Origin of the sequence: Pedobacter sp. (genome assembly GCF_041645105.1) — a bacterium.
GTDB lineage: Bacteria > Bacteroidota > Bacteroidia > Sphingobacteriales > Sphingobacteriaceae > Pedobacter.
Window position 1 is genome coordinate 817203 of the sequence record NZ_JBAZQQ010000002.1, and the last position, 24788, is coordinate 841990.

The 24788-nt window shown below is 37.0% G+C and carries 20 protein-coding genes and 1 riboswitch; of the genes, 11 read left to right on the plus strand and 9 right to left on the minus strand.

The window, feature by feature from the left end; genetic code table 11:
- Positions 1-9: 9 nt before the first annotated feature.
- Positions 10-855 carry an N-acetylmuramoyl-L-alanine amidase gene (locus WC623_RS09760; protein ID WP_349787497.1) on the minus strand — a complete coding sequence of 282 codons (846 nt, stop codon included), beginning with the start codon at positions 853-855 and terminating at the stop codon, positions 10-12.
- Positions 856-955: 100 nt separating this feature from the next.
- Positions 956-1858 (minus strand): N-acetylmuramoyl-L-alanine amidase, encoded by a 903-nt coding sequence (locus tag WC623_RS09765; protein WP_372850413.1) that lies wholly within the window; start codon positions 1856-1858, stop codon positions 956-958.
- Positions 1859-1887: 29 nt separating this feature from the next.
- Here WC623_RS09765 and WC623_RS09770 point away from each other — a divergent pair, with 29 nt between their 5' ends.
- Genes WC623_RS09770 through WC623_RS09780 form a run of 3 tightly spaced genes read left to right on the plus strand, consistent with a single transcriptional unit; the run spans position 1888 to position 7347 of the window.
- On the plus strand, positions 1888-4695 hold the full coding sequence (locus WC623_RS09770; RefSeq protein WP_372850415.1) for a putative LPS assembly protein LptD: 2808 nt from the start codon (positions 1888-1890) through the stop codon (positions 4693-4695).
- 10 nt (positions 4696-4705) lie between these two features.
- Positions 4706-5953, plus strand: a complete 1248-nt coding sequence (locus WC623_RS09775) for a competence/damage-inducible protein A (RefSeq protein ID WP_372850417.1) — start codon at positions 4706-4708, stop codon at positions 5951-5953.
- Positions 5954-6003: 50 nt separating this feature from the next.
- On the plus strand, positions 6004-7347 hold the full coding sequence (locus WC623_RS09780; protein WP_372850419.1) for a dihydrolipoamide acetyltransferase family protein: 1344 nt from the start codon (positions 6004-6006) through the stop codon (positions 7345-7347).
- A 61-nt stretch (positions 7348-7408) separates the two neighbouring features.
- Here WC623_RS09780 and WC623_RS09785 read toward each other — a convergent pair whose 3' ends face one another.
- From WC623_RS09785 to WC623_RS09800, 4 genes are all read right to left on the minus strand, one after another.
- Positions 7409-8650, minus strand: a complete 1242-nt coding sequence (locus WC623_RS09785; RefSeq protein WP_372850421.1) for a homoserine dehydrogenase — start codon at positions 8648-8650, stop codon at positions 7409-7411.
- 7 nt (positions 8651-8657) lie between these two features.
- Positions 8658-9716 carry a homoserine O-acetyltransferase gene (metX, locus tag WC623_RS09790; protein WP_372850423.1) on the minus strand — a complete coding sequence of 353 codons (1059 nt, stop codon included), beginning with the start codon at positions 9714-9716 and terminating at the stop codon, positions 8658-8660.
- Between the two features lie 3 nt (positions 9717-9719).
- The gene (locus WC623_RS09795) at positions 9720-11024 is read right to left on the minus strand and encodes an O-acetylhomoserine aminocarboxypropyltransferase/cysteine synthase family protein (protein ID WP_372850425.1); all 1305 of its coding nucleotides are present in this window, start codon (positions 11022-11024) and stop codon (positions 9720-9722) included.
- Positions 11025-11246: 222 nt separating this feature from the next.
- A riboswitch (SAM riboswitch) is annotated at positions 11247-11361 on the minus strand.
- 139 nt (positions 11362-11500) lie between these two features.
- Positions 11501-12628, minus strand: a complete 1128-nt coding sequence (locus WC623_RS09800; protein ID WP_372850427.1) for a PLP-dependent aspartate aminotransferase family protein — start codon at positions 12626-12628, stop codon at positions 11501-11503.
- Positions 12629-12742: 114 nt separating this feature from the next.
- On the opposite strand from WC623_RS09800, the gene WC623_RS09805 reads away from it, so the two are divergent.
- Complete coding sequence (locus WC623_RS09805; RefSeq protein WP_372850429.1) at positions 12743-13225, plus strand: hypothetical protein; 483 nt, start codon at positions 12743-12745, stop codon at positions 13223-13225.
- Between the two features lie 308 nt (positions 13226-13533).
- Here WC623_RS09805 and WC623_RS09810 read toward each other — a convergent pair whose 3' ends face one another.
- Complete coding sequence (locus WC623_RS09810) at positions 13534-13737, minus strand: hypothetical protein (RefSeq protein ID WP_372850431.1); 204 nt, start codon at positions 13735-13737, stop codon at positions 13534-13536.
- A 109-nt stretch (positions 13738-13846) separates the two neighbouring features.
- On the opposite strand from WC623_RS09810, the gene mqnE reads away from it, so the two are divergent.
- The 6 genes from mqnE to WC623_RS09840 all read left to right on the plus strand — a co-directional run bounded on the left by mqnE (position 13847) and on the right by WC623_RS09840 (position 19727).
- Entirely contained in the window at positions 13847-15040 is a 1194-nt protein-coding gene (gene mqnE, locus WC623_RS09815; protein ID WP_372850433.1) for an aminofutalosine synthase MqnE, read from the plus strand.
- Between the two features lies 1 nt (position 15041).
- Positions 15042-15653 (plus strand): histidine phosphatase family protein, encoded by a 612-nt coding sequence (locus tag WC623_RS09820; protein WP_372850435.1) that lies wholly within the window; start codon positions 15042-15044, stop codon positions 15651-15653.
- Between the two features lie 9 nt (positions 15654-15662).
- Positions 15663-16388, plus strand: coding sequence for a menaquinone biosynthetic enzyme MqnA/MqnD family protein (locus WC623_RS09825; RefSeq protein ID WP_372850437.1), 726 nt, complete (start codon positions 15663-15665; stop codon positions 16386-16388).
- A gap of 87 nt (positions 16389-16475) precedes the next feature.
- A complete protein-coding gene (gene mutS, locus WC623_RS09830; RefSeq protein WP_372850439.1) occupies positions 16476-19085 on the plus strand; it encodes a DNA mismatch repair protein MutS in 2610 nt (869 codons plus the stop codon).
- A 1-nt stretch (position 19086) separates the two neighbouring features.
- Positions 19087-19596, plus strand: coding sequence for a C40 family peptidase (locus WC623_RS09835; protein ID WP_372850441.1), 510 nt, complete (start codon positions 19087-19089; stop codon positions 19594-19596).
- Between the two features lie 8 nt (positions 19597-19604).
- A complete protein-coding gene (locus tag WC623_RS09840; protein ID WP_372850443.1) occupies positions 19605-19727 on the plus strand; it encodes a hypothetical protein in 123 nt (40 codons plus the stop codon).
- Here the strand turns inward: WC623_RS09840 and WC623_RS09845 are convergent.
- Positions 19713-21632, minus strand: a complete 1920-nt coding sequence (locus WC623_RS09845) for a DUF3857 domain-containing protein (protein ID WP_372850445.1) — start codon at positions 21630-21632, stop codon at positions 19713-19715. The genes WC623_RS09840 and WC623_RS09845 overlap by 15 nt on opposite strands.
- A gap of 4 nt (positions 21633-21636) precedes the next feature.
- Positions 21637-23601, minus strand: coding sequence for a DUF3857 domain-containing protein (locus WC623_RS09850; protein WP_372850447.1), 1965 nt, complete (start codon positions 23599-23601; stop codon positions 21637-21639).
- Between the two features lie 177 nt (positions 23602-23778).
- Here WC623_RS09850 and WC623_RS09855 point away from each other — a divergent pair, with 177 nt between their 5' ends.
- On the plus strand, positions 23779-24768 hold the full coding sequence (locus WC623_RS09855; RefSeq protein ID WP_372850449.1) for an exonuclease domain-containing protein: 990 nt from the start codon (positions 23779-23781) through the stop codon (positions 24766-24768).
- Positions 24769-24788 lie beyond the last annotated feature (20 nt).

A 24788-nucleotide genomic window follows, 5' to 3' on the forward strand; every position in this document is an offset into this window, starting at 1 on the left:
GTATGATATTTAATTTATCTCAGTTTCTTTCTTATATGTTTTTACAGCTTTGAAAATCGAGTTTACGATTTCATCCTGACCACTAGCCGAATTCATGTAGTCTTCTTCAGTTGGGTTCGAAATAAAGCCTATTTCGGTTAATACAGCAGGCATTCCACATCTTTGTAAAATCAAAAGCCCTTGCTCTTTTACACCTCTGTTTACCCTTTTACTATCTTCTGTATAGTTGTTCTGGATCAAGCGCGCTAATTTTAAACTTTTATCTCTAAAAGTATTTTTGAACAAAGATAATATAATAAATGTCTCTGGATCGTTGGGGTCATAACCATCATAATTTTCTTTATAGTTCTTTTCCAGTTTAATATCCGCATTCTCACGAATTGCAGCATCTTGTTCATTTAAACGATGCGAACCAGCTACAAATGTTTCCGTACCACTGGTAGATGTATTTTTTACATAACCATACTTAGGCACCTTTTTACCACTTCTTGTTTTGGTATAACCAGTTACCACTCTTCTGTCTGGCATAGAGTTACAGTGTATAGAAATGAAGATATCAGCTTTGTTGTCGTTAGCCAATGCAGCGCGTTTGTGAAATTCCACATCAATATCTGTCTTTCTGGTGTATAAGATCTTAACATCTGGCATTTCTTCTTCAAATTTCTTGCCTAATTTTAAAGCTACTTTTAAAGCAACATTTTTTTCTACAGAATAACTCCCTGCAGCACCAGGTTTAGGACCTCCGTGTCCAGCATCAATAACGATGGTTTTAACTTTATATCCCTGCGAAAAAGCAACTTGTGAACTTGTAAATAATGAAAGCGCAAATAGGAATACAACTTTTTTTAATCTCATCTCTCTATATACTTTTAATCTTTATAATCTTACTCTTTAGTCTTTAACTTTTGTTTCTTCTTCCAGGATCTTTAATCCTTGTTGTTAATCCTTGTTCTACTTAGCCTTCAATACCTTTTCTATAGTTTTGAATAGCTTTCAATAAGCAGGCCGTAATTTCATGCTGACCAGCTTCGGAGTTCATATAATTTTCTTCTTCAGGATTACTGATAAAACCTATCTCCGTTAAAATAGCCGGCATTCCTGCGCGGGCCAATACTGCAAGACTTTTTTCCTGCACTCCGCGGTCTACACGGCCAACATTAATATATTGATCCTGAACCAATTTTGCCAATTTCAAGCTCTGAGTCCGGAACGTATTTTTCATCAAAGATAGGATAATATAATTTTCGGGGTTGTTTGGATCAAAACCTTCATAATTTTCTTTGTAATTATCCTCCAGAAATATGGCTGCATTTTCTCTTTTAATAACCTCATCCTGTTCATTCATGCGACCCATACCCGAAACAAAAGTTTCTACACCTCTGGTAGAGGTACTTTTGCGGTATACGGTTTCAGTAATAGGTACTCTTTTACCTTTGATTTTTTTATATCCGGTAACAACAGTGGATCGGTGTACCGGCATATCATTGCAATGGATAGAGATAAAAAGGTCCGCTTTTGCATTATTTGCAATAGCAATTCGCTCGTAAAGAGGGATAAATTCATCAGTACTACGAGTATAAATGACTTTAACATCTTTCATTTGCTCCTTAATAGCCTCGCCAAGATGAAGCGCTGTTTTTAAAGCTACATCCTTTTCTGTCGAGAATATCCCCCTTGTCGACCCATCTTTACCTCCATGCCCGGCATCGATAACAATCGTTTTTATTTTATATTCTTGCGTAAAAGCTTGATTAACAGATGAAATGTTGATGATTATAGAAATAAATAAAATCAAAATAACATTTGCTCTAAGCAATGGTATATTTTTCATTAATTTTGAACGTTTTGGATTAAACATTAATGCAAAAATAACATTCACACACGAATTTGAAACTTTTACGCTATATCATTTTTTTAAAAGCGATTGTTTTATTAACATCTGTTAGTAACCATGCTCTTGCTTTTGCTTCTTTTTCTCCTTTTCAGGTTGTTCCTAAAAGCGATGTAATTAAAACAAACACGCTTAAGAAAAACGCTGGAATTGAACAGGACACGCTAAAACGTCGTACAACGGTAATTAATCAGGATTCGTTAAAACGTAGTATTCCTGCCGATCAGGATACATTGAAACGGGGCGGGATTCCAGGCGACCCTAAAGGAGATCTTAAAAGCAATCCGAACGATACTACAGCCTCAGAAAAAATTCAATACACAGCAAGAGATTCTGTTTCATTCAGTAAAGACAGCAGTATAGTTTATCTGTACGGAAAAGCAAGGGTAATTTACCAGGGACTTGAGCTGGATGCTGATTATATCACTTTTAATAATAAAACCAGTCTGATTTATGCCAGCGGAACTACTGATGCCAAAGGTAAGTATATAGGCAGGCCGATTTTTAAGATGGAAGGTCAGAGCACATCAATGGCCGATTCGCTAAGGTTTAATACAGTAACCAAGGCTGGTAATATCTGGGGTGTGTATACAGAGCAGGAAGGTGGTTTTTTTACTGGTGGTAAAGCCAAGAAGCAACCGGATGACGAGATACATAGTAAGGGGCAAACGTATAGTACCTGTAATCTGCCGCATCCTCATTTTGGAATTCATTTTACCAAGGCTATTGTTACGGAAAATCAGATTATAGCAGGACCACTTTATCTAAAGATTGAAGATATTCCATTGCCATTGGGACTACCCTTTGCTTTCTTTCCCAAACCGAACAAGAAGAGTTCTGGTATTATTTTGCCAACCCCCGGTGAGGACTTCTCAAGGGGTTTCTTTTTACAGGATGGCGGGTATTATCTGGGACTGAGTGATTACTGGGATGCGAAAATAACTGGCTCCATTTATTCTTATGGATCATATAGCGGTCGTGTTGCCTCAAACTATACTAAGAGGTATAAGTTTAACGGCAATGTAAATCTGGATTATGCATTTAATAAATTTGGTACCCAGGGTACTTCAGATTACAGAACAAGTAAGGATTTTAGAATCAACTGGAGTCACTCGCAAAATCCAAATGCTAAGCCTGGAACAACTTTCTCTGCAAGTGTAGATGCGGGAACAAGTAGCTATGATAGAGAAACAGCTGCGGGTGGTACATATGATCCAAATCAAATTGCCAGAAATACTTTAGGATCCAGTATTGCCTATAGCCGTGTTTTTGGCAAAGGGATTAATATGACCGCTGCTTTGCGTCACTCACAAGAAACGCAGACAAAGAGCGTGAGTTTAACTTTGCCTGATATTACCTTATCCGTACCTACGTTTAATCCCTTCGCCTCTAAAGACAGAGTAGGAGAGCAGAGATGGTATGAAAAGATATCTGTTGGTTATAGCATGCAGGCTACTAATAGTATAACCTCTCCAGATTCATTGTTGTTCAAAAAGGAAACATTGAGCAAGTTCAGGAGTGGGGTGCAACATAATATTCCTATTAATATGTCTTTCAACATCTTGAAATACTTTAATTTTAATACGGGGGTAAATTACCTGGAAAGATGGCATTATCAAACCATCAGAAAAACTTATGCTAAGGTTCCAAATGCTCCAGATGCAGTTTTTATAGATACTATTCCTGGTTTCAACAGATCTGGACAATATACGGTTAGTGGTGGTTTGTCGACTAAGATCTATTCAACAGCACAGTTTAAAAATTTGGGTAAATTTAAGGCGCTACGTCACGTGATGACTCCAAGTGTGAACTTTGGTTATACTCCTGATTTTTCTGATGTAAGTAAAGGGAATTTTAAAAATGCATTTTACCAGAATGGCGATATGGTCTATACCACTAATTTCAAAGGTGAAACCGTTCCGCTTAAATATTCTATTCATGAAGGTTCTGCTTATGGTGGTCCTGGTGAAGGTAGGAATGCATCGATAGGTTTCTCTATCGATAATACCGTGGAAGCAAAGTTTTTGAATCCAAAAGATACGACTGGTACAGGGGAAAAGAAAATCCCAATTATTCAGGGTTTGGGAATCAGTGGAAACTATAATCTGTTAGCAGAGAACTTTAAATTATCAACGCTAAGTTTAAGCGGTCGTTCGCAATTCACAGATAAGTTAGGGATTAACTATTACGGTACCTTGAATCCATATTTATATGCAGATTCGGTAAATGCAATGACAGGTCAGAGACAACGTTACCTGATTGATGAATATACCTGGACAAAAGGTAGGCTGCCACGTTTAACCAATTTTGGTTTTTCTTTTAACTATAGCCTGAACCCTGAAGCTTTAAAGAGAAAGAATGATGAGCAGGATAAGATTAAAGACCAACAGAATACAGGAGCAATAACTGCTGAGCAAGCAGAAGCACTGGCTAAAGTAAGTCGCGATCCGAATGCATTTGTTGATTTTAATATTCCATGGAATTTCGCTTTCTCTTATACTTTCAATTACAATACAGATGCTGTTGGTCAAAACGGAACTGTTACCAATACGCTGAACTTTAACGGGGATGCCAATATTACTCCAAAATGGAAAGTTACTTTTAGTTCAGGTTGGGATTTTCAACGTAAAACCATCTCACAGACCAACTTCTCTATATACAGAGATTTACATTGCTGGGATATGAGCTTTACCTGGGTACCTTTTGGTTTTTACCAGAGTTATTCAGTTGATATTAAAGTTAAAGCTTCTGTTCTTCAGGATTTAAAACTGAGCAAGAGAAAGGGATATTATACCAGATTCTAAAACCTATTTTATGTTAGCAGAAATTATAACAATTGGTGATGAAATACTGATTGGTCAGATTGTGGATACAAATTCGGCCTGGATGGCAAGAGAGTTAAATCTGATAGGTATAACGGTAAAGCAGGTGAGTTCTGTTTCTGACAATGCAGATCATATTATTGAAGCTTTACAGCTTGCCGAAAAACGTGCGGATATTATTTTAATAACGGGTGGGCTAGGGCCAACTAAAGATGATATTACTAAAATTACCATGGCAAAGTATTTTAATATGGGTTTTAGACGTGATCAGGAAATCCTGGATCATGTAACTGATATTTTTGTGCGGTTTAATAAACCGATGATTGAAATGAACCGCAAGCAGGCAGATGTTCCAGATGGTTGTACGGTGATTAAAAATAAAAATGGTACAGCACCATGTATGTGGTTTGAAGAGCGGGGGAAAATATTTGTTTCTATGCCTGGAGTACCATTCGAAATGATGTACCTCATGACAGAGGAAATTCTTCCACGTCTGAAAAAAGCATTCAAGCTTCCGTTTATTACACATAAAACTATACTTACCGCTAATATTGGTGAATCATTTTTAGCAGTTGAAATTGAGGATATTGAAGATAGTTTGCCTGAACATATCAAGCTGGCTTATCTGCCTAAACTCGGACAAATCAGACTACGGCTAAGTGCTACAGGAACAGATGAAGCTGTACTGAAAGCTGAAGTAGAGGTATATGCTCAACAAATTATTTCAAGGGTAAAGAAATATGTGGTTATTGATGAGGATGTGGCATTGGAGAAAGCATTGCTGGATATTATGGAGGCCAATCAACTTACTTTATCTACCGCCGAAAGTTGCACAGGGGGATATATTGCACATTTAATTACGCAACACCCGGGATGTTCATCTGTATATGCAGGTGGAGCAGTGACTTATTCTAACGCACTTAAAATGTCGGTCTTAGGTGTTCACGCTGAAACTTTGGATACTTATGGTGCCGTTAGCGAACAAACGGTAAAGGAAATGGCTTATGGTGCCAGAGTTCATTTTAAAACAGATTATGCTGTTGCTGTAAGCGGAGTGGCTGGTCCGGATGGAGGATCGGAAGAGAAACCAGTTGGTACCGTTTGGATTGCGGTGGCCAATCAACATCATGTAATTGCCCGTTTATTCAATTTTAGCAATCGTCGCATACAAAATATTGAACGTTCTGCTATAGCCGCATTAGCTATGGTTTTGAATGAACTTAAGCAGGATGTGGTTTAAGTCTTCAAAATACTTTACTTTTGCACTCGATACAAATCATAAAATAAAAAATGGCTCAATACGAATTATTGTTACCGAAAATGGGGGAGAGTGTTGCAGAAGCAACTATCATAAAGTGGGTTAAGCAACCAGGTGATAGAATTGAACTTGACGATACCGTTTTAGAAATTGCAACTGATAAGGTGGATTCTGAAGTTCCTTCACCAATAGCTGGTAAGTTGATAAAGCAATTATTTAAAGAAGATGATATTGTACAGGTAGGAGCTGTCATTGCAATTATTGAAACAGATGGTGGTGATGATCAGGTTGCTGCTGAAGTTATTGAGAGTCCTGCCGTTGTAGAAGAGAAGAATGTTGAAGTTGCCCTGGAAGATATACCAGGGATTTCTCAACTCGAAGTTGAAAGTACGTCTGAGCGTTTCTATTCTCCATTGGTGAAAAATATTGCGGCTCAGGAAGGAATTCAGTTCAATGAATTGGATGCTATTGCAGGTACAGGATCTGAGGGGCGTTTAACAAAAGATGATTTGTTAAACTATATTCAAAATAAAAAAGGAGGAGCAGCTCTATCACCTGCTACAAATGGCTTAAAGCAAGCAGAACAAGCTTCATCAGTAATTCAGCAAGCTGCAACACCTCAAATTGTAACAGCACCAGCGAAACAAGTCGCAACAAGTGTTGGTGGCACAGATGAAATTATAGAGATGGACAGGATGCGTAAGCTGATTGCTGATCACATGATTATGAGTAAGCAAACCTCTCCGCACGTTACTTCTTTTGTTGAAGCTGATGTGACGAATATGGTTATATGGCGCGAAAAAGTAAAAAGGAATTTTGAAAAACGTGAAAACGAAAAGATCACTTTTACACCAATCTTTGTAGAAGCAGTTAGTAAGGCTATTAAAGATTTTCCAATGATCAATGTATCTGTAAATGGAACACAGATCATTAAGAAAAAAGATATTAATATTGGTATGGCAGCAGCTCTTCCTAGTGGAAATCTGATTGTACCGGTTATAAAAAATGCAGATCAATTGAACCTTGTTGGCTTAACAAAATCTGTTAATGATCTGGCTTCACGTGCGCGTAATTCGAAGTTAAAACCAGATGAAACTCAAAATGGTACTTTCACTTTAACCAATGTAGGTTCTTTTGGTAATATCATGGGTACACCTATTATTAACCAGCCCCAGGTTGCTATATTAGCTGTTGGAGCGATTAAAAAGAAACCAGCTGTATTGGAGACTGAATTTGGGGATGTAATTGCTATCAGACACATGATGTACCTTTCTTTATCTTATGACCATAGAGTGGTTGATGGTGCCCTTGGCGGCTCTTTTGTACGCAGGGTAGCAGATTACCTGGAGAACTGGGATGTAAACAGAGAAATATAAAATCGATTGAATAGAAAAAGGCCTCCTAAGAGGCCTTTTTCATGATCAAAACAAAATAAATTTAGCTTAATAGAACACCTTCTTGAGCTAGTGCCTCAATCTGCTTTTCAGTATAAGTGTATTTGCCTGTATGGGCAATAAAAACATCTTTCTGCTCAAGTAAAGCCCAATTGGCAATCAGGTTTTTTAAGTTTACATTTCCGATTACATATTTGTAATCATCACGTGAGAATCTTTCTACGATGTTTTCAATTTGCAGTTTTTCTACAGTATACTCATGAGTATAACGCAGGTAAACTTCAAGGTTTACATCATCAGTATGTAGCAAGCCGTTGTGCTGATTGTATTTTCTGTATTCGTAACGGTAATCGTACCTCAACGCAGCAATGTCAGACAATACAGCCGCTCCTGTAGGGTGACCTCCAGCTCCTTTTCCAAAGAAGAATTGTTTATCAGCAAAAGCTGCTTGTACAGTTACACCATTATATTCATTCTCTACGTTGTAAAGGAAATCGTCCGACTTAACAAATTTTGGCAATACATAGGTAACCACTTGTTTGGTGCTGATTTTACGTGCAGTAGGAACCAGTTTTATTTTAAAGTTCTTTTCTCTTGCATACCTGATGTCATTTTCAGAAAGGTGTTGAATACCTACATTCAGAATATTATCAGGGTTAATAAACAGACCGTAAGCATGTGCAGTAGCAATAGCCAGTTTAAATTTAGGATCGTAGCCTCCAACATCCAGAATAGGGTTTGACTCCGCAAAACCAAGATCCTGAGCTTGTTTTAATGCTACTCCATATTCCAGGTTTTCATTGAAAATTTTAGAAAGGATATAGTTTGAAGAACCATTAAAAATACCACTGATACCATGAAGTAATTCGTTATCATAATATTCTTCAAGGTTACGAATAATTGGAATACTACCACATACAGCACCTTCATAAAGTAAAGATGCATCATGTTTATTCTGCAATTCAACCAGTTCAGCAAGGTGAGTAGCGATCATTTTTTTATTCGCTGATACTACATTTTTACCACTGATTAATGCTCTTTTAACAATGTTATAAGCTGCATCTGCATCATCTATCAATTCAACAATAGTATTGATTTCACTGTTATTTAACAGTTCATCATGATCTGTAGTAAAAAGATGTGCATCTAATGTGCGCTTCTTTTCAGGATTTTTAATTGCGATTTTAATGATTTCAAGATTTAAGTCCTGACCGCGAATAATATCGAGTAATCCCTGTCCAACTACCCCAAAACCAAATAAACCAATTTTAAGTTTCTTGCTCATCTAATTATCATGCTGTTTTAAGTAATTTAATTATTTTCTTGTTGATACTTTCTTTAAGGAAAGTGCCAATTACGTTTGTTAATGTGTCGGTTTCAATAAGAAATCCGTCATGCCCATATGCAGATCTTAGTTTGTAAAATTCTGCATATGCAATATGTTTAGACAAAAACTCTTGTTCTGATAAAGGGAAAAGAACATCATTCTCAATTCCAATGACCAATGTATTTGCTTTTACTCTTGCCAATGCTTCAGTAACACTTTGTCGGCCACGCCCAACATTATGACTGTCCATCGCTTTACTTAAATACCAGTAACTATAAGCATTAAAACGCTTGCATAGTTTTTCTCCCTGATAGTTCTGGTAAGATGACGCTCTGAAATTGTCAGTTTTATCATTTACACTTTCCAACTGTGTTGCTCCGTAAGCATCGTAAGTCCTGTAAGATAATAAAGCGATACTCCTTGCTACTTTTAGTCCTTTTAAACCCCCATTATGTTGTTGTGCATAAAAACTGCGATCGGCCGCAATAGCCAGACGCTGACTTTCATTGAAAGCGATGCCCCATGGTGAATGCAATGCATTTGTAGCCATAAGAATCAGGTTTTTAATCATGCTTTGATCCAAAATAGCCCATTCTAAAGCTTGCTGACCACCTAAAGAACCACCAATAAGAACTTTGATTTGTTGCACATCAAGATGTGCTGCCAACACTCGATGTGCAGCTACGAGGTCTCTGATGGTAAATTCAGGAAAAGAAAGATAATAGCTTAAGCCTGTTGCCGGATTTACACTTAACGGACTGGTGCTTCCATAATGGGAGCCCAGTACATTAGCACAAATGATAAAATGATCATCAGGGTTAAATAAAGCATTGTGGCCAAATAGTCCTTTCCACCAGTCCAATACATCTGAATTGGCTGTAAGTGCATGACAAACCCAAATTACATTATCCTTTTTTGCATTCAGCTTACCATAGGTCTGATAGGCAATTTCAAGATCATGAATCATCTTACCATTTTCAAGCGTAAAGGGTTTGGTGTAATTATATATGGCTACAGTGCTCATTAATTATTTTTTTATAGCAGCAAAGGCCTGTTCAAAATCTGCTTTGATATCATCAATATGTTCAATACCAACAGATACCCTTAATTGATTAGGAGTAACACCGGCACTGATTTGCTCTGCATCACTTAATTGCTGGTGCGTGGTTGCTGCAGGTTGTATGATCAGTGTTTTAGCATCTCCAACATTGGCAAGGTGACTTACCAGTTTCAGGCTGTCTACCAATGCTGTGGCTTGTTCTTTAGCACCATGTAATTCAAACGACAATACAGCTCCAAATCCATTTTTCAGATACTTTTTAGCATTTGCATGGTATGGACTGCTTTCCAAGCCTGGGTAGCTTACACTTTTCACTGCTTCATGACCTTCAAGCCATTTCGCTAAAGCAAGTGTATTGTCTACGTGACGTTGCATACGCAATGACAATGTTTCTAAACCTTGAAGTAACTGGAAAGAGTTGAAAGGAGATATAGCTGGACCAAAATCTCTTAAGCCTTCAACACGTGCACGGATGGCAAATTGAATATTTCCGAAAGGACCTGCAGATCCGAATACGTCATTAAAGACCAATCCATGATAACCATCAGATGGCTCACTGAATTGTGGAAATTTACCATTTCCCCAGTTGTAATTTCCACCGTCAATGATTACACCACCGATACTTGTACCATGTCCGCCGATCCATTTCGTAGCAGATTGAACTACAACGTGTGCACCATGCTCTAAAGGCTTAAATAAGTATCCGGCAGCACCGAAAGTATTGTCTACAATTAAAGGTAGATCATGCTTGTTGGCAATTGCAGATATTCTTTCGAAATCGATGATGCTGTAAGCTGGGTTACCAATAGTTTCCAGGTAAATCGCTTTAGTATTTTCGTCGATTTTAGCTTCGAAATCTTCCGGATCATCTCCATTTGCGAATTTAACTTCAATGCCAAGACGTTTAAAAGCAACTTTAAATTGATTGTAAGAACCACCGTATAAGTGAGAAGAAGAAACGAAGTTATCGCCAGCTTCTAAAATGTTATTTAATGCAATAAATTGTGCAGCCATTCCAGACCCAACTGCTACTGCAGCTACACCACCTTCAAGGGCAGCAACACGTTTTTCAAAAACATCCGTAGTAGGGTTCATGATACGTGTGTATATATTTCCGAATTCCTTAAGAGCAAAAAGATTTGCACCATGTTCAGAATTTTTAAAACCGTAAGAAGAAGTTTGATAAATAGGAACTGCTCTTGAGCCTGTTGTTGGATCTATTTCCTGACCTGCATGTACTTGTAGTGTTTCGAATTTATGAGTAGTCGACATGTTAATTTATTTTTTATATGGTTTGACTAATTGTGTTAATAAGGATATGCTTCAGATAAAACATGAATGCATATTGTATTGCGTACCCGTATGGGCCTTCCGGATGAATTAAAGAATACAAAAGGAAGATTTAAAGATTACTGCATGCAGCTGCACATACACATGGTATGGGGCGTACAACAATAATGATTAAGATTAGAAATAATAGTTTTCATACGTTTAAATTTATCTTTCCAAACAAGCACCATGCTGATTGGTCAGGAATTGGCACCTTCTCCATTTTGGGAGGGTTGCCAGTGGGTCAAAGAGCCTGTCTCTCGCCACTTCTTTATAAATCAAACCTTGAAATTTCGAGGTTGACTTGATTAGCTTTCGCTAAAGAATTATTCAAATATAGGGCTAAATACAAATATATTCAAAATTTAATTCTGAATTTTTTGTAAATATTTGATAATTAGTTATTTGTGTTTCTTTATTTAGCGGTTGCTATTAGCCAAAGCTTGCTCTATGTCGGCAATTAAATCATCTATATGTTCAAGTCCGGCAGATATCCGAATTAAATTCGGTGGAGTGGTGGAGGTTGGTCCTTCTATCGAAGCACGATGTTCGATTAAACTTTCTACGCCGCCTAAGCTTGTAGCCTGAGTAAATAATTTTACCCGGTTGACAACTCTTCTTGCTTCATCACTTCCGCCTTTTACAAGGATAGATAGCATACCTCCGAAGCCATTCATTTGTTTTTTTGCAATTTCATGTCCTGGGTGACTTGATAATCCGGGATAGTATACTGCTTCTATTGCCGGGTGATTTTGCAGGTAAAGGGCCAGGGCCATACCATTTTCACAATGTCCGCGCATCCTGTAGGCTAAAGTCTTGATACTGCGTACTAATAAATAACAGTCGAAAGGAGAGGGAACAGCTCCTCCAACTTCCTGTATATTTCTGATTTTGTCCCAGAGTTCATTTTTCTCTGCAGTGATCAATATGCCGCCAAGTACATCGCTATGCCCTCCTATATATTTTGTTGAAGAGTGCATCACAATATCTGCTCCTAGTAAAATTGGGTTTTGCAATGATGGTGAAGCAAAAGTACTGTCGCAAGCCATAATTAATCCATTTTCCTTGCAAATTGCCGAGATTGTTGAAATATCTGTGATTTTTAATAATGGATTTGATGGCGTTTCTGTCCAGATCATTACCGTGTTTTCTTTGATATGACGTTTGATCTCTTCAAAATTATTAAGGTCTATAAAGTCAATACTTAAAGTATCTGCAAAAATGGTTAGTAACTGTTTTTTAAATCCCCAGTACATGTCATCTGGTGCAATGATATGACTTCCAGGTTTTAGTGCCTGGAAAACAGTCATACCTGCTGTATTGCCTGATGAAAGAGCACAAGCATCTGCTCCTTTTTCTAATTCGGTAATGATTTTCTCCAGAGCCGACCTGTTTGGATTGCTGAGTCTGCTATACATGTGTCCACCAGAATAGCCACCTTCTTCATTTCTTAAAAATGTTGTGGATAAGTTTATTGGTGGCGTAACATCTTTTGTACTGATGTCGTATAAATTTCCTGCATGGATAGCTAATGTTTCTGCTCTCATTACTATGGGATTAAATGCTTGTTTTAAAGCTGGACTGCGATAACTGTAAAGGTAAAAATTATTATCTTGAAGTTTTGGCAGGATTTATGTATTTGATATGTAAAAATACATAATATGAAAAGAATATTCCTGATAGCAGCCCTTTTTTGCGGTGTATTAATGGTGCTGCAAAGCTGTTCACCAAAAGGTGCAGCCACGACTCAACCTGTTAAAAGAAGTAATGTAACCGGTAACTGGATTTTAAATGACATTACTTTTGAAGGTATTCCAGAAATGAATGTTAAATCTTTATTCGGTGAGTCTTCTTATAAGTGCTTTATTGGAAGTGCATGGAGATTGACTAATAGTGGTAACGGTAGCTACACACTAGGAAGTGAATGTGGAAGTAAAATGCAGACTATTTACTGGTCGGCAAGCCCAAAAGAGGACACTTTCCAGTTTAAAAAGATCTATGAAGGAGATAAAGCTAAAAATGTAACTGAAGGTTATAGAATGCTGCTTTCGTCTGCGACTAAAGAAACGTTGACAATAAAAACACCGGTAGAGTATGGTAATGGTACTGCTTATATCGTGTTGAACTTTCAGGCTACAAAGTAAAAAATAACCATTCTCTTCAGAGTCTGGCATCTTTTGCTGAAGAAGCAAAAGCGCCTCAAGCCTCTTCTGAGAAGGTGATTTTTTAGTCAAAAAAAAGCCTGTGTATTGCAGGATTTAACAAACAAGCTTGTTCTTCATGCGAAGAACAAGCTTGTTTGTTTTAGCATCCTTCGGTAAAGCTTAAAGTCACCTTAATGACTCATACTAACCTCATACTGCTCTGATACTAATATCGTACTACCTGGACAGTATCAGATCAGTGGAAAAGCAGTTTAATGGTAATATTTAGCTGGAAGCAGGGCTTAATGTTATTGTTCTTCAATTAGTTCTTTGATGCGGATCAGGCGATCGTAGAAGCATTCGAAGGGACGTACATTACCGTGTTGTTTAAGTAAGGTGAGATGGGTTTGAATTAAGAGGGGGATATCATTTGCTTTTACGCCAGGACCAAGTTCTAAGGATTGGGGTAAATCTATTCCTGAAAAATAGTCTTCTAGTTCTTCAATAGTCATGGTGCAAAGATAGGATTTATTGTCTTTTACACAGGGCTGACAGGTTAAATGGGTTTAAAAAAACGCTATATGATGATTTTATACTAAATTTGTACATTATACATTACGGATGGATACTACTTCAAAACTAACTTTGATTTTAGAAGATGCTGATCTGTCAGCCGAACTAAAAGCAATAGCCTCGAAAGTTCAAAATCAGGAAAGAATTACATTTGATGAGGGCGTTTACCTTTATGAACATGCAGAGCTTGGTTATCTGGGTGTTTTGGCAAATCATATCAGAGAAAAGAAGCATGGTGACAATACCTATTTCAACAGAAACTTTCATATAGAGCCTACTAATGTTTGTGTGTACGACTGCAAGTTTTGTTCTTACTCGCGCCTGATCAAACAGCGTGAAGAGGGATGGGAAATGAGTGTAGAGGGGATGATGGATGTATTAAAAAAATACGATAATGAACCCGTTACTGAAGTCCACATTACAGGAGGTGTAGTGCCTAAACAGAATCTGGAATTTTATAGTGACTTCTTTAGACAGGCGAAAGCACATCGCCCTGATCTTCATATTAAGGCTTTAACTCCGGTTGAGTATTATTATATTTTCAAGAAGGCTAAGTTAAGTCATTATGATGGTATGAAATACTTACAGGAAGCCGGTTTGGACTCTATGCCAGGTGGAGGCGCTGAGATATTTCATCCAGAAGTTAGGGAAAAGATTGCGCATGATAAATGTAATGCTGAACAATGGCTGGATATTCATGAGCAAGCACATAAATTAGGGATGAAAACCAATGCAACCATGTTGTATGGTCATATTGAAGAGTTCTGGCATAGGGTAGACCATATGGAACGCTTACGTCAGCAACAAGATAAATCCGGAGGTTTCCAGGCCTTTATTCCACTTAAATTCAGAAATCAGAATAATCAGATGGATCATGTTCCTGAAGTTTCGGTGATTGAAGATCTGAGGAATTATGCAATTGCCCGTATCTATATGGATAACTTTGATCACATTAAAGCATATTGGGCTATGATCAGCAGGCAAACTGCACAGCTATCCTTAAATTTTGGAGTAGATGATATCGATGGAACACTGGATGATACTACCAAAATCTACTCTATGGCTGGTGCAGAAGAACAGCACCCGGCTATGAACACTCAGGAACTGGTAAATTTAATTAAACAGGTAAATCGCAAGCCTATTGAAAGAGATACATTGTATAACGTGGTTACAGATTATACTGATTTCGTTTTTGAAGATGAGGTAAAGCCTCAGTATTATAAATTGCCGGTAATAAATTAGAATGAATAAGGAACTATATATCATCAGACATGGTGAGACAGATTTAAATAAACAGGGAATTGTACAGGGACGTGGGATAAACAGTGATCTGAATGATACTGGTAGGGCACAGGCAGCTGCCTTTTATGAAATGTACAAAGACATTCCTTTTGATAAAGTATACACTTCCAAATTAAAACGTACACATCAGACAGTTAAGGGGTTTATTGATGCGGGTTTAGCCTGGGAAGAACTTTCGGGATTGGATGAACTGGCATGGGGAGTATGGGAAGGACAGCCTAATGATGAGCACGCTATTACCGCTTTTAAAGGTCTGATGGAAAAATGGGAATCTGGTGATTTTGATGCACATTTTGATGGAGGTGAAAGTCCGAATCAAGTTATGGCAAGGGAAAAAGAAGCTTTGGAGGTAATTAAAAATGCTGCAAATGAGAAAACTGTGCTGATTTGTATGCATGGACGTGCAATGCGTTTGTTCTTATGCCTGCTGACTAAACTTCCCTTATCGGAAATGACCAACTTTCCTCATTTGAATACTACTCTTTATAAAGTTACGTTAACCGGTGATGATTTTGTAATTACTGAATTTAACAACACCAACCATTTAAAATAAGCAGCATTGTTGAATAAGATTAAAATTTCTGCCGTTTCCTATACCAATACCAAGCCCTTTATTTACGGAATTGAACATTCAGCACTGCTGGATCAGATAGACCTGAGTTTAGATATACCTACTGATTGTGCTGCTAAATTAATTGATGGACAGGTAGATATAGGATTGATTCCTGTTGCTGCAATACCATTAGTTCCAAATGCTAATATCGTTGCAAATTATTGCATCGGCTCCATTGGAGCTGTGAATTCTGTATTCATTTTTAGCAAAATACCCGTTTCAGAAATTAAATCAGTAAAGCTGGATAGTCATTCGCGTACTTCAAACAATTTGGCTAAAGTATTGCTGAAATTCCACTTTAAGCAAGAAGTAAGTTTTACGACTGATCCGGATATGGAAACAGATGCCATTGTACTTATCGGCGACCGTACTTTTGGTAAAAAGGATAGCTTTGCTTATGCTTACGACATGGGCGAAGAATGGATGAAATTTACCGGCTTACCATTTGTATATGCTGCATGGGTGGCTAATAAAACTATACCACAATCATTTATCAATGATTTTAATGAAGCATTGTCTTTCGGTTTATCTAAACGCAAAACGTTGCTGGAAGAATTGCCGAAACAATCAAATTTTGATCTGGATGATTATCTGATGCATAAATTAGATTTCGAATTGACGGATAAAAAGCGCGAGGCGTTGACACTATTTTTATCTTATATTACGAAACTATAAAACCTATTCACATTTTTTAAATTTTCAACAAATCGTAATGACTACTACGCAAATAGTATCTTTACGATTTTGTAAAACATAATCATTTTGGCTAAAGATAATACTAAGGAAACCCCGTTAATGCAGCAATACAATGCGATTAAAGCAAAGTATCCGGGTGCATTATTGCTATTTAGAGTTGGCGATTTTTATGAAACATTTGGTGAAGATGCAATAAAAGCATCCCAGATTTTAGGAATTGTTTTGACTAGAAGAGGCACCGGACCAAATGGAGCCTTGGAATTGGCTGGTTTTCCACACCATTCATTGGACAATTATCTTTCTAAATTGGTGAGAGCCGGACAAAGGGTAGCGATTTGTGATCAGCTGGAAGATCCAAAAACAACAAAGACCATTGTAAAAAGAGGCGTAACGGAATTGGTTACACCAGGAGTGGCTTACAATGATAATATCCTGAGTCAGAAATCTAACAATTACCTGGCTTCAATATATTTTGATAAGAATCTGTTGGGTGTATCTTTTGTAGATATTTCGACAGGAGAATTTCATGTTGCACAGGGAAATGTTGAATATATCGACAAGCTATTGCAAGGGTTCAAACCTAATGAAGTCGTTTTTCAAAAGAGCAAAAGAAAAGAGTTTATGGAATTGTTCGGTGACAGGTTTTATACCTTTCATCTGGACGACTGGGCTTTTACCAGCGATTATGCTAACGAAATTTTGACCAAGCATTTTGAGGTTAATTCCTTGAAAGGCTTTGGTGTTGATAAACTACAGACCGGAATTGTGGCTGCCGGGGTAGCTTTACATTACTTGAATGAAACTGAACACCGTAATTTAAAGCATATTTCATCTATTTCCCGCTTAGAGGAAGATAAATATATGTGGCTTGATCGTTTTACCATTCGTAATCTGGAATTGGTAAGCTCGGCTAATGAAAATGCGGTTACGCTTTTTCAGGTTCTGGATGAGACTTCAACGCCTATGGGTGCCCGTTTGTTACACAAATGGATTATCATGCCGCTTAAGGAACTAAAGCCTATTCAGGAACGTTTGGGAATGGTCGATTTCCTGGTTAAGAACGATACACTGTTGCAGGATTTCTTATCACACATTAAACAAATTGGTGATTTAGAAAGATTGATTTCTAAGGTTGGACTGCAAAAAGTAGGACCCAGAGAATTATGTCAGCTTAAAAAATCATTGTATCATATTGAGGCCATTAAGAACCTGGCAGAAGCCTCGAAGAATCCTTTTCTTATGGCGCTTGCGGAGCAATTGGAGCCTTGCCTGAGTATCAGAGAGAAACTGGAAAGAGAGCTGCATCAGGATCCGCCAGCTTTATTGATTAAAGGAAATGTGATTGCTGATGGGGTAAATGATGAACTTGATCGTTTACGGAAAATATCTTTTGGGGGTAAAGATTATCTGGTAGAGATTCAGAAAAGAGAAGCGGCAATTACTGGTATTCCTTCATTAAAAGTAGCTTTCAATAACGTTTTTGGTTATTACCTGGAAGTTACTCATACGCATAAAGATAAAGTTCCTACAGATTGGATCCGGAAACAAACACTGGTAAGTGCTGAGCGCTATATCACACCAGAATTAAAAGAATACGAAGAACAGATTTTAGGAGCTGAAGAGAAAATTCAGCAGATTGAAGTTAAATTATACGCCGAACTGATTTATCAGGTTAGTACTTATATTAAACCTATTCAGCTCAATGCATTTTTAGTAGCACAGCTGGATGTATTGCTTTGCTTTGCACAATTGGCTGTTAAAAACCATTATGTAAAGCCAGAGATCAATAAGGGTAAAGCCCTGGATATTAAGGGTGGCCGACACCCGGTGATTGAAAAACGCTTGCCGGTAGGAGAAGAATACATTACAAATGATGTGTTTTTGGATAATGAAAGTCAGCAGATCATCATTATAACCGGTCCCAATATGTCGGGTAAATCGGCCATACTAAGGCAGACCGGCCTAATAGTATTAATGGGACAAATGGGTTGTTTTGTGCCAGCTAAGGCAGCAACCATTGGTCTGGTAGATAAGATCTTCACGCGTGTTGGTGCATCGGATAACTTATCATCCGGAGAAAGTACATTCATGGTCGAAATGAATGAGACGGCAAGTATTCTGAATAATATATCAGATAACAGTTTAATCTTATTGGATGAAATAGGAAGGGGTACGAGTACTTACGATGGGATTTCTATCGCCTGGGCTATTGCGGAGTTTTTGCATACACACCCTAATGCTAAGCCAAAAACGCTCTTTGCAACGCATTATCATGAGCTAAATGAGCTGGCCAATACCATGAGCCGTATTAAAAACTTTAATGTATCTATAAAAGAGGTTGGAAATAGAATTATATTTTTACGTAAGCTAATTCCTGGAGGTAGTGAACACAGTTTTGGTATCCATGTGGCTAAAATGGCAGGGATGCCGCCTAAATTGATCAACAGGGCTAACGAGATTTTAAAGAAATTAGAAATAGACCGTACAGAAGGTCAAAGTATAAAAGATAGTATTAAAAAAGTGCAGAACCAGGCTTATCAATTACATATGTTTGCTGTTGATGATCCTATTTTGGTTCAGATCAGAGATATGTTAAATAATCTTGATGTGAATGTGTTGACTCCAGTTGAAGCTTTATTGAAGCTGGATGAGATACAGCGATTAATTAAACAATAGTATGAGTGTATATAAAGGAACAAAAGGAAGGATTTTAATAGTGGCACTGATGTCTGCCTTGTTTTTATCTGCTTGTAGTTCAAGAAAATATACAGCAAGACCAAGTGCAGAAGCGGCTGCTAAAGCGGCTGATGCCATGTCACATTTGAAAAATAAGCAATTGTATAAATTCATTACCGATTGGGCAGGGGTTCAATATCGTTATGGAGGCCTGGATAAAAGAGGAATTGATTGTTCTGGTTTTGCTTTTTTGCTCCAAAAGGATATCTATGGTAATAATCTTCCAAGAAGATCAAGAGATCAGGCGGATGCTGTTAAGAAAAAGAGTCTAGGTAGTCTTAAAGAAGGTGATCTGATCTTTTTCTCGTTTGGCGGGGGCGAGATTGATCATGTTGGTGTATATCTGAATAATAATTTTTTTGTTCATGCATCTACCACACGTGGGGTTGTAGTGGACGATTTAAGTATTCCTGCTTATCAGAGAGCTTTTGTAAAAGCAGGTACATTATAAAAAATATCATGGCGAAAGAGAAAGAAGATTTCACATTTTGGGCTAAGTATAAAAAGTTTGCAACTACAGAAGTGCTGATGTACCTGATTATGGCTATTGGTATTGGAGTAGGGATTTTAGTGCTGAGTTAGAACGATTTTAAGTACAGCTTTTATCCTGTCGTTTGAACTTATTTTATTCATGAAAGTTGAGAAGTCAGCATATTTATCTGCTGAATAAGTTCCGTTATTTAGAACCATTTTTCTGATATAAATCAATTTTTTATCTTCTTTTTTTACACTTACGCTGTAAGAACCAAAGCTGTTTTTTATTTCTATATCCTCTGGAAGATATTCAACATCCCAATTGTCAGGAATGGTATAGGTAATTTCGTCCAGATCCATATAACCTCTATTGATAAAAACAGGGAGCGTTCTGTTTTTTATCTCTGGAATAGTCCGGTTTTTATTAAAAGCATTTAGGACAAGGTAAACGTTATTGTTATTGGTTTTCACAGCATATTTTTGAATGCTGAGATTTAACATTTCTTTGCTGCTGGGATTAGCGCTTTTATCATAACTAAGATTAAAAGAATCAAAATTAATATTATCTACGTCATAGAACTTTTTAAGAAGTTTTAGTTGTTCCGATAAGGGCTGATTTTCGAACTGTGCATAATTGTCGTATTGAGAACCACTGAAAGTCGTATTTATAGAACCATTGACATTGCCATTTGCATCAATAACAAGAGCTGCTTTACGATTCTGTAAGTTCATTTGAGTAGATAGGGTTGGGGTCTTTAATATTTTTCCACCTTCTTCTCTACAAGCCAATACGGTACGGTCGTCGGTAAAGCTGCCCAAAAAGCCGAAAGGAGTATTCTGACTGGTACATTCAAGCCAGGTCGTATCGCCTTTTAAAGGAAGACAAAGTATGATGTGATTTCCCTGTGCCATACTTGCAAAGTCGTATTCCATATCCTTTTTGAAATCACCAGCATTGACAACACAATACCAGGAAGGAATATCTACTGCTTTGAGCAGACTTTGTGTATAATTAACCAGTGCCTTACAATCCCCGTATGAAAGTTGGTGAACTTCGTTTGCATGCATGGGTTGTTGCCCTCCAATACCTATCTGTACACTAATATAACGCGTCTTTTTCTGTACATATTCATAAACTTTACGTGCTTTATCTTTATCATTCGTTAAGTCTTTCACCAGTTCCTTGATTTCAGCAACAGCCACTGGGTTTAATACTTGTCTGTCTTTTATCAGGTCATTAAAAATCCATTTGCCCAATTCTTCCCAATTCTGATATTTTCCTTTATAACCATAATAGCTAAAATCTTCAGGAGCTATTTTAACACAGGTAAGATAGTTTTCCCTATTGGGTGTATAAGGTTCAGACTTAAAAGGGAGTAAATTTTTTACAGTCCAGGTTTGACTCCTGGCTTTTTCCTGGTCTGCAACCTCTGGTTCCCCCTTATAATTGTATGTTTTTATCCTTACTTTATCTGTTGGTTTGCAGATAAATGTATAGGTGCTTTCTTCAACTGAAACATCAGGAATACGGTTGGCATACCAATCAGGTATGACTAGATTTTGTTTAGATCTGACTTCAAACTCATATGATATCGTATAAGGATAATCAGATACAGAAGGTGCGAAATGTTTTACACGGTCATCTTCAAACAAAGAGGAATTGCTTACAGCGCTATGGTCTGTAAAATTGTTCAGTGCAAATTTACCAATTGATTTCCCATCAGCATTGTATATGATCCCTTTAACGTATTTAATGCTTGTATTTTTATTATACCCAAGTACAATTTCGGAATTGCTGTCACCACCTTTATTCAATACAGTAATAACACTTTTAACTGTTTGTACCACATTATCAGGGCTGCGCATATCAACCGTAGTTTCCATTTTTCTGATTACAGTATTTACACGATTCTTTAATGTGGGAGAAATCCTATCAACAGCATAATCAGTCTGGGAATAACTGCTGAAAGAGCAGAGTATAAGTATGGCTAAAGTAATTTTTTTCAATATCATTTTTTTAACGTTTAAGAATGATATCTGTTTTTTGCAATTGTATAATTCTACTGTAGAATTCCTTTAGAGAAAGGTAGTCATGAGATTCATAAATTGGTTTGTTGAATTGCAAAAGTTGATTAAAACTGAGTAGACCTTCATTTAGGGACGTATTACATAAATATCGACCTCCGTTATTTGCCAAACCGATGCTCAGATCTTTTGGTTTATCTGTTAAAGTATAATTATCAGGCAGTTTTATAGACATGCTGATTCGAAGTTCACTTTCAGACCCCAGGTCAACGGGATAAGTACGTTCATTCAGATTAAAAGGATTTTTGGAGATTTTTTCAATAAAAAAAGGATTAAAGAATAAAGGATTATTGTTCATATCCTCAAAAACCGGCATTTCAATATCATAGGTTTCAACTAATGGATTTTCAAGACTATCTACATTATTAATTTCATGTTTAAGGATGCTAATGCCAGGCATACTCTCATCCAGCTTTTCGACATATTCATTTACGGAACTTGATTTTAGTATTTTTTCACGCTTGTTCAATGCCGCATAGCCAAAAGAATAGGATGTTAAAGTTCCTTTCAATTTCCCATCTTTTCCTAGCTCTGCACTTAAATTGTAACGTGTTGTTTGTTTCTGGCTCGCTTTAAGATCTAACCAGTAAGATGGTTTCTTCAAAGAAATTACCCGGCCTTGTCCATTGATGCAATGTAAAGGCAATAAGCCAAAAGGTAGTAAGGGTTCTGAAGCATCAAGTAAATAAGATTTACCATCAATATTTACTTTGGCGATTACGTAATTAAAATCTGTGATAACCGGAAATAAGTTATTCACTAAACCATTGGCCCGTGTTGATAAAATAACGGCTTCAGCATCCAGGTCTGCGGCATTTAGAGCTGCAATCAATGCAAAATTAATATCAGCAGTATTTCCAGATTTTACATCCAATGCTTTTTTAATTGTATTTTCACTGTAAATACCAATAAATCCACTGCTTTTAATACTATTTCTTATATAGGAATAAATAGTTTTGGCTTTACTGAGCTGGTCGGTAGTATTTCCTGTTATAGCTGGAACAATATCTTTAAAAATGTCTTTTCTTTTTAATTGTCCACCAAAATTTCTTTCAGATATGAGTTCATAATCAACGTTTTTCCATTCTTTAGTAATGCTTGTTTTAACGCCTCTAATGCTTACATAGTCTGACAATTCAAAGTTAATAGCTGACCTGAAATTACTTGGTGCAGTCATATAGTCCTCTTCAATCAGAGCCGGAACATCTTTCATGATATAGGTCATTTTTGAGCAGTCTATAGCTTGTCCCGCTATCCTTAAACATTCTCTGTAGATTTCAGCATTTTGCGAAGTCAGTTTTTGTGCTCCACGTAGTGATACGTTATAATTGTAATTGGCAGGAATATTCGCAATGAATTCGCTATGTAGCTTAGGGATTTCCGATTGAAATTCCCAGGTTCTGAAATTAAAGATGTAAGGTGATTGGATGCGATAACTGTATTCAATTATGCTTCCTTCAGATAAGCCGGGCATAGTGAATTTAGTTAGGGTAACATATTTATTCTTCTTTTCCTCGAATATTTTCTTCCTATCCAACTCAGTCATCACCATCGTTCCATTAATATAATTAACAGTACTTGCTTTTAATTCATAGATCCGATCTTCCCTATCACCGTATTTGCGTTGCGGAATGACAATGTTAGCATGATCAAATCCATTTTTGTTCAAGATTTTGATTCTTACGTGATATTGGAAGTCAATATATAGATAACCATCAGTATCATCGATACCAACTGAAGCGGTTCCAAATTCACGTAAAACCACAGCATTTGCATTGGTGTCAATTGTAGTTTTTTTAAGATTCAGCTCTTCCTGCTTAATTTTAAGGTAATCGAAATCCTGGCCAAATAATAAGGTTGAAAAAGAAAGGGAGAGCAGTAAAAGAAGATATTTCATTTTTGAGCGTTATGTATGAGCATTATAATTTATAAACTGGTGCAAGATAAGTTAGATTTTTGAAAATAAAAATCGATATCATAAGTAATAATAGATATAAACAAAGGTGTTATCAAATAAGTTAAGGTTTAATGGATGATTTTTACGACTTTTGAAGCGCTACCAATAAAGTTAAAAATGAAATTAAATTTAAAACGTCCTCTAGCTTTTTTCGATCTTGAAACTACTGGTATTAATGTAGGATCTGATCGTATTGTTGAAATCGCTATTTTGAAAGCAATGCCTGATGGGTCTGAAGAGATCAAATCATTGCGCATTAATCCGGAAATGCCTATACCTTTGCATTCGTCATTGATTCATGGGATTTATGATGAAGATATAGCTGATGCACCTACTTTTAAAGCAGTAGCAACAGAGCTATCAGATTTTATTGGTGATGCTGATCTTGCGGGTTATAATTCAAACAGATTTGATATTCCTGTATTATTGGAAGAATTCTTGAGATCAGGAATTGATTTTGATATGTCTGATCGCAAGTTTGTTGATGTTCAGAACATTTTTCATCAGATGGAGCAGCGTACATTACGTGCTGCCTATAAGTTCTATTGTGGTAAAGATATCGTAAATGCACACTCTGCAGAAGCTGATATTACTGCAACGTACCATGTTTTACTTGCCCAAATTGAACGTTATAAAGACGTTGATTTTGAAGATAAGCAAGGGAAAATATCGCAGCCTGTTTTAAATGATGTAGAGGCACTGCATATATTTACCAATATGAACAAACCTGTTGACTTTGCAGGTAGAATGGTTTTTAATGAGAATGAAGAAGAAATATTTAATTTTGGAAAGCATAAAGGTAAAACTGTAGAGCAGGTTTTTGATATAGAACCTAGTTATTATGCCTGGATGAAACAAGGTGATTTCCCTTTGTATACTAAGAAAAAGCTGGATGAGATCTGGGCAAGATGGAGCAAAAAGAAAGAAGCTTTAAAGCAGGAAAGACAGCAACAGGCGGAAGCCAACAGACCTAAACAGGTACAACAGACTAAATCTCAGCAAGGCTCAGCAAATCAGCAGGCACGTCCACAAGTTAAAAAAGATAAACCGGTAGTTGCAGTAACAGACGATATGTTAGAGCAACTAAAAATGAAATTCGGTAAGTAAGAACAAAGAATATATGATAG

Excerpts from the sequence above, each read along its gene's own strand:
- WC623_RS09800 (WP_372850427.1), bottom strand. The coding sequence starts at position 12,628 with ATGAGAGCAGAAACATTAGCTATCCATGCAGGAAATTTATACGACATC.
- WC623_RS09840 (WP_372850443.1), top strand. The coding sequence starts at position 19,605 with ATGGCGAAAGAGAAAGAAGATTTCACATTTTGGGCTAAGTATAAAAAG.
- mqnE (WP_372850433.1), top strand. The coding sequence starts at position 13,847 with ATGGATACTACTTCAAAACTAACTTTGATTTTAGAAGATGCTGATCTG.
- WC623_RS09805 (WP_372850429.1), top strand. The coding sequence starts at position 12,743 with ATGAAAAGAATATTCCTGATAGCAGCCCTTTTTTGCGGTGTATTAATG.
- WC623_RS09760 (WP_349787497.1), bottom strand. The coding sequence starts at position 855 with ATGAGATTAAAAAAAGTTGTATTCCTATTTGCGCTTTCATTATTTACA.
- WC623_RS09820 (WP_372850435.1), top strand. The coding sequence starts at position 15,042 with ATGAATAAGGAACTATATATCATCAGACATGGTGAGACAGATTTAAAT.
- WC623_RS09775 (WP_372850417.1), top strand. The coding sequence starts at position 4,706 with ATGTTAGCAGAAATTATAACAATTGGTGATGAAATACTGATTGGTCAG.
- WC623_RS09765 (WP_372850413.1), bottom strand. The coding sequence starts at position 1,858 with ATGTTTAATCCAAAACGTTCAAAATTAATGAAAAATATACCATTGCTT.
- WC623_RS09850 (WP_372850447.1), bottom strand. The coding sequence starts at position 23,601 with ATGAAATATCTTCTTTTACTGCTCTCCCTTTCTTTTTCAACCTTATTA.
- WC623_RS09795 (WP_372850425.1), bottom strand. The coding sequence starts at position 11,024 with ATGTCGACTACTCATAAATTCGAAACACTACAAGTACATGCAGGTCAG.
- WC623_RS09835 (WP_372850441.1), top strand. The coding sequence starts at position 19,087 with ATGAGTGTATATAAAGGAACAAAAGGAAGGATTTTAATAGTGGCACTG.
- WC623_RS09785 (WP_372850421.1), bottom strand. The coding sequence starts at position 8,650 with ATGAGCAAGAAACTTAAAATTGGTTTATTTGGTTTTGGGGTAGTTGGA.
- WC623_RS09855 (WP_372850449.1), top strand. The coding sequence starts at position 23,779 with ATGAAATTAAATTTAAAACGTCCTCTAGCTTTTTTCGATCTTGAAACT.
- WC623_RS09810 (WP_372850431.1), bottom strand. The coding sequence starts at position 13,737 with ATGACTATTGAAGAACTAGAAGACTATTTTTCAGGAATAGATTTACCC.
- metX (WP_372850423.1), bottom strand. The coding sequence starts at position 9,716 with ATGAGCACTGTAGCCATATATAATTACACCAAACCCTTTACGCTTGAA.
- WC623_RS09845 (WP_372850445.1), bottom strand. The coding sequence starts at position 21,632 with ATGATATTGAAAAAAATTACTTTAGCCATACTTATACTCTGCTCTTTC.
- WC623_RS09780 (WP_372850419.1), top strand. The coding sequence starts at position 6,004 with ATGGCTCAATACGAATTATTGTTACCGAAAATGGGGGAGAGTGTTGCA.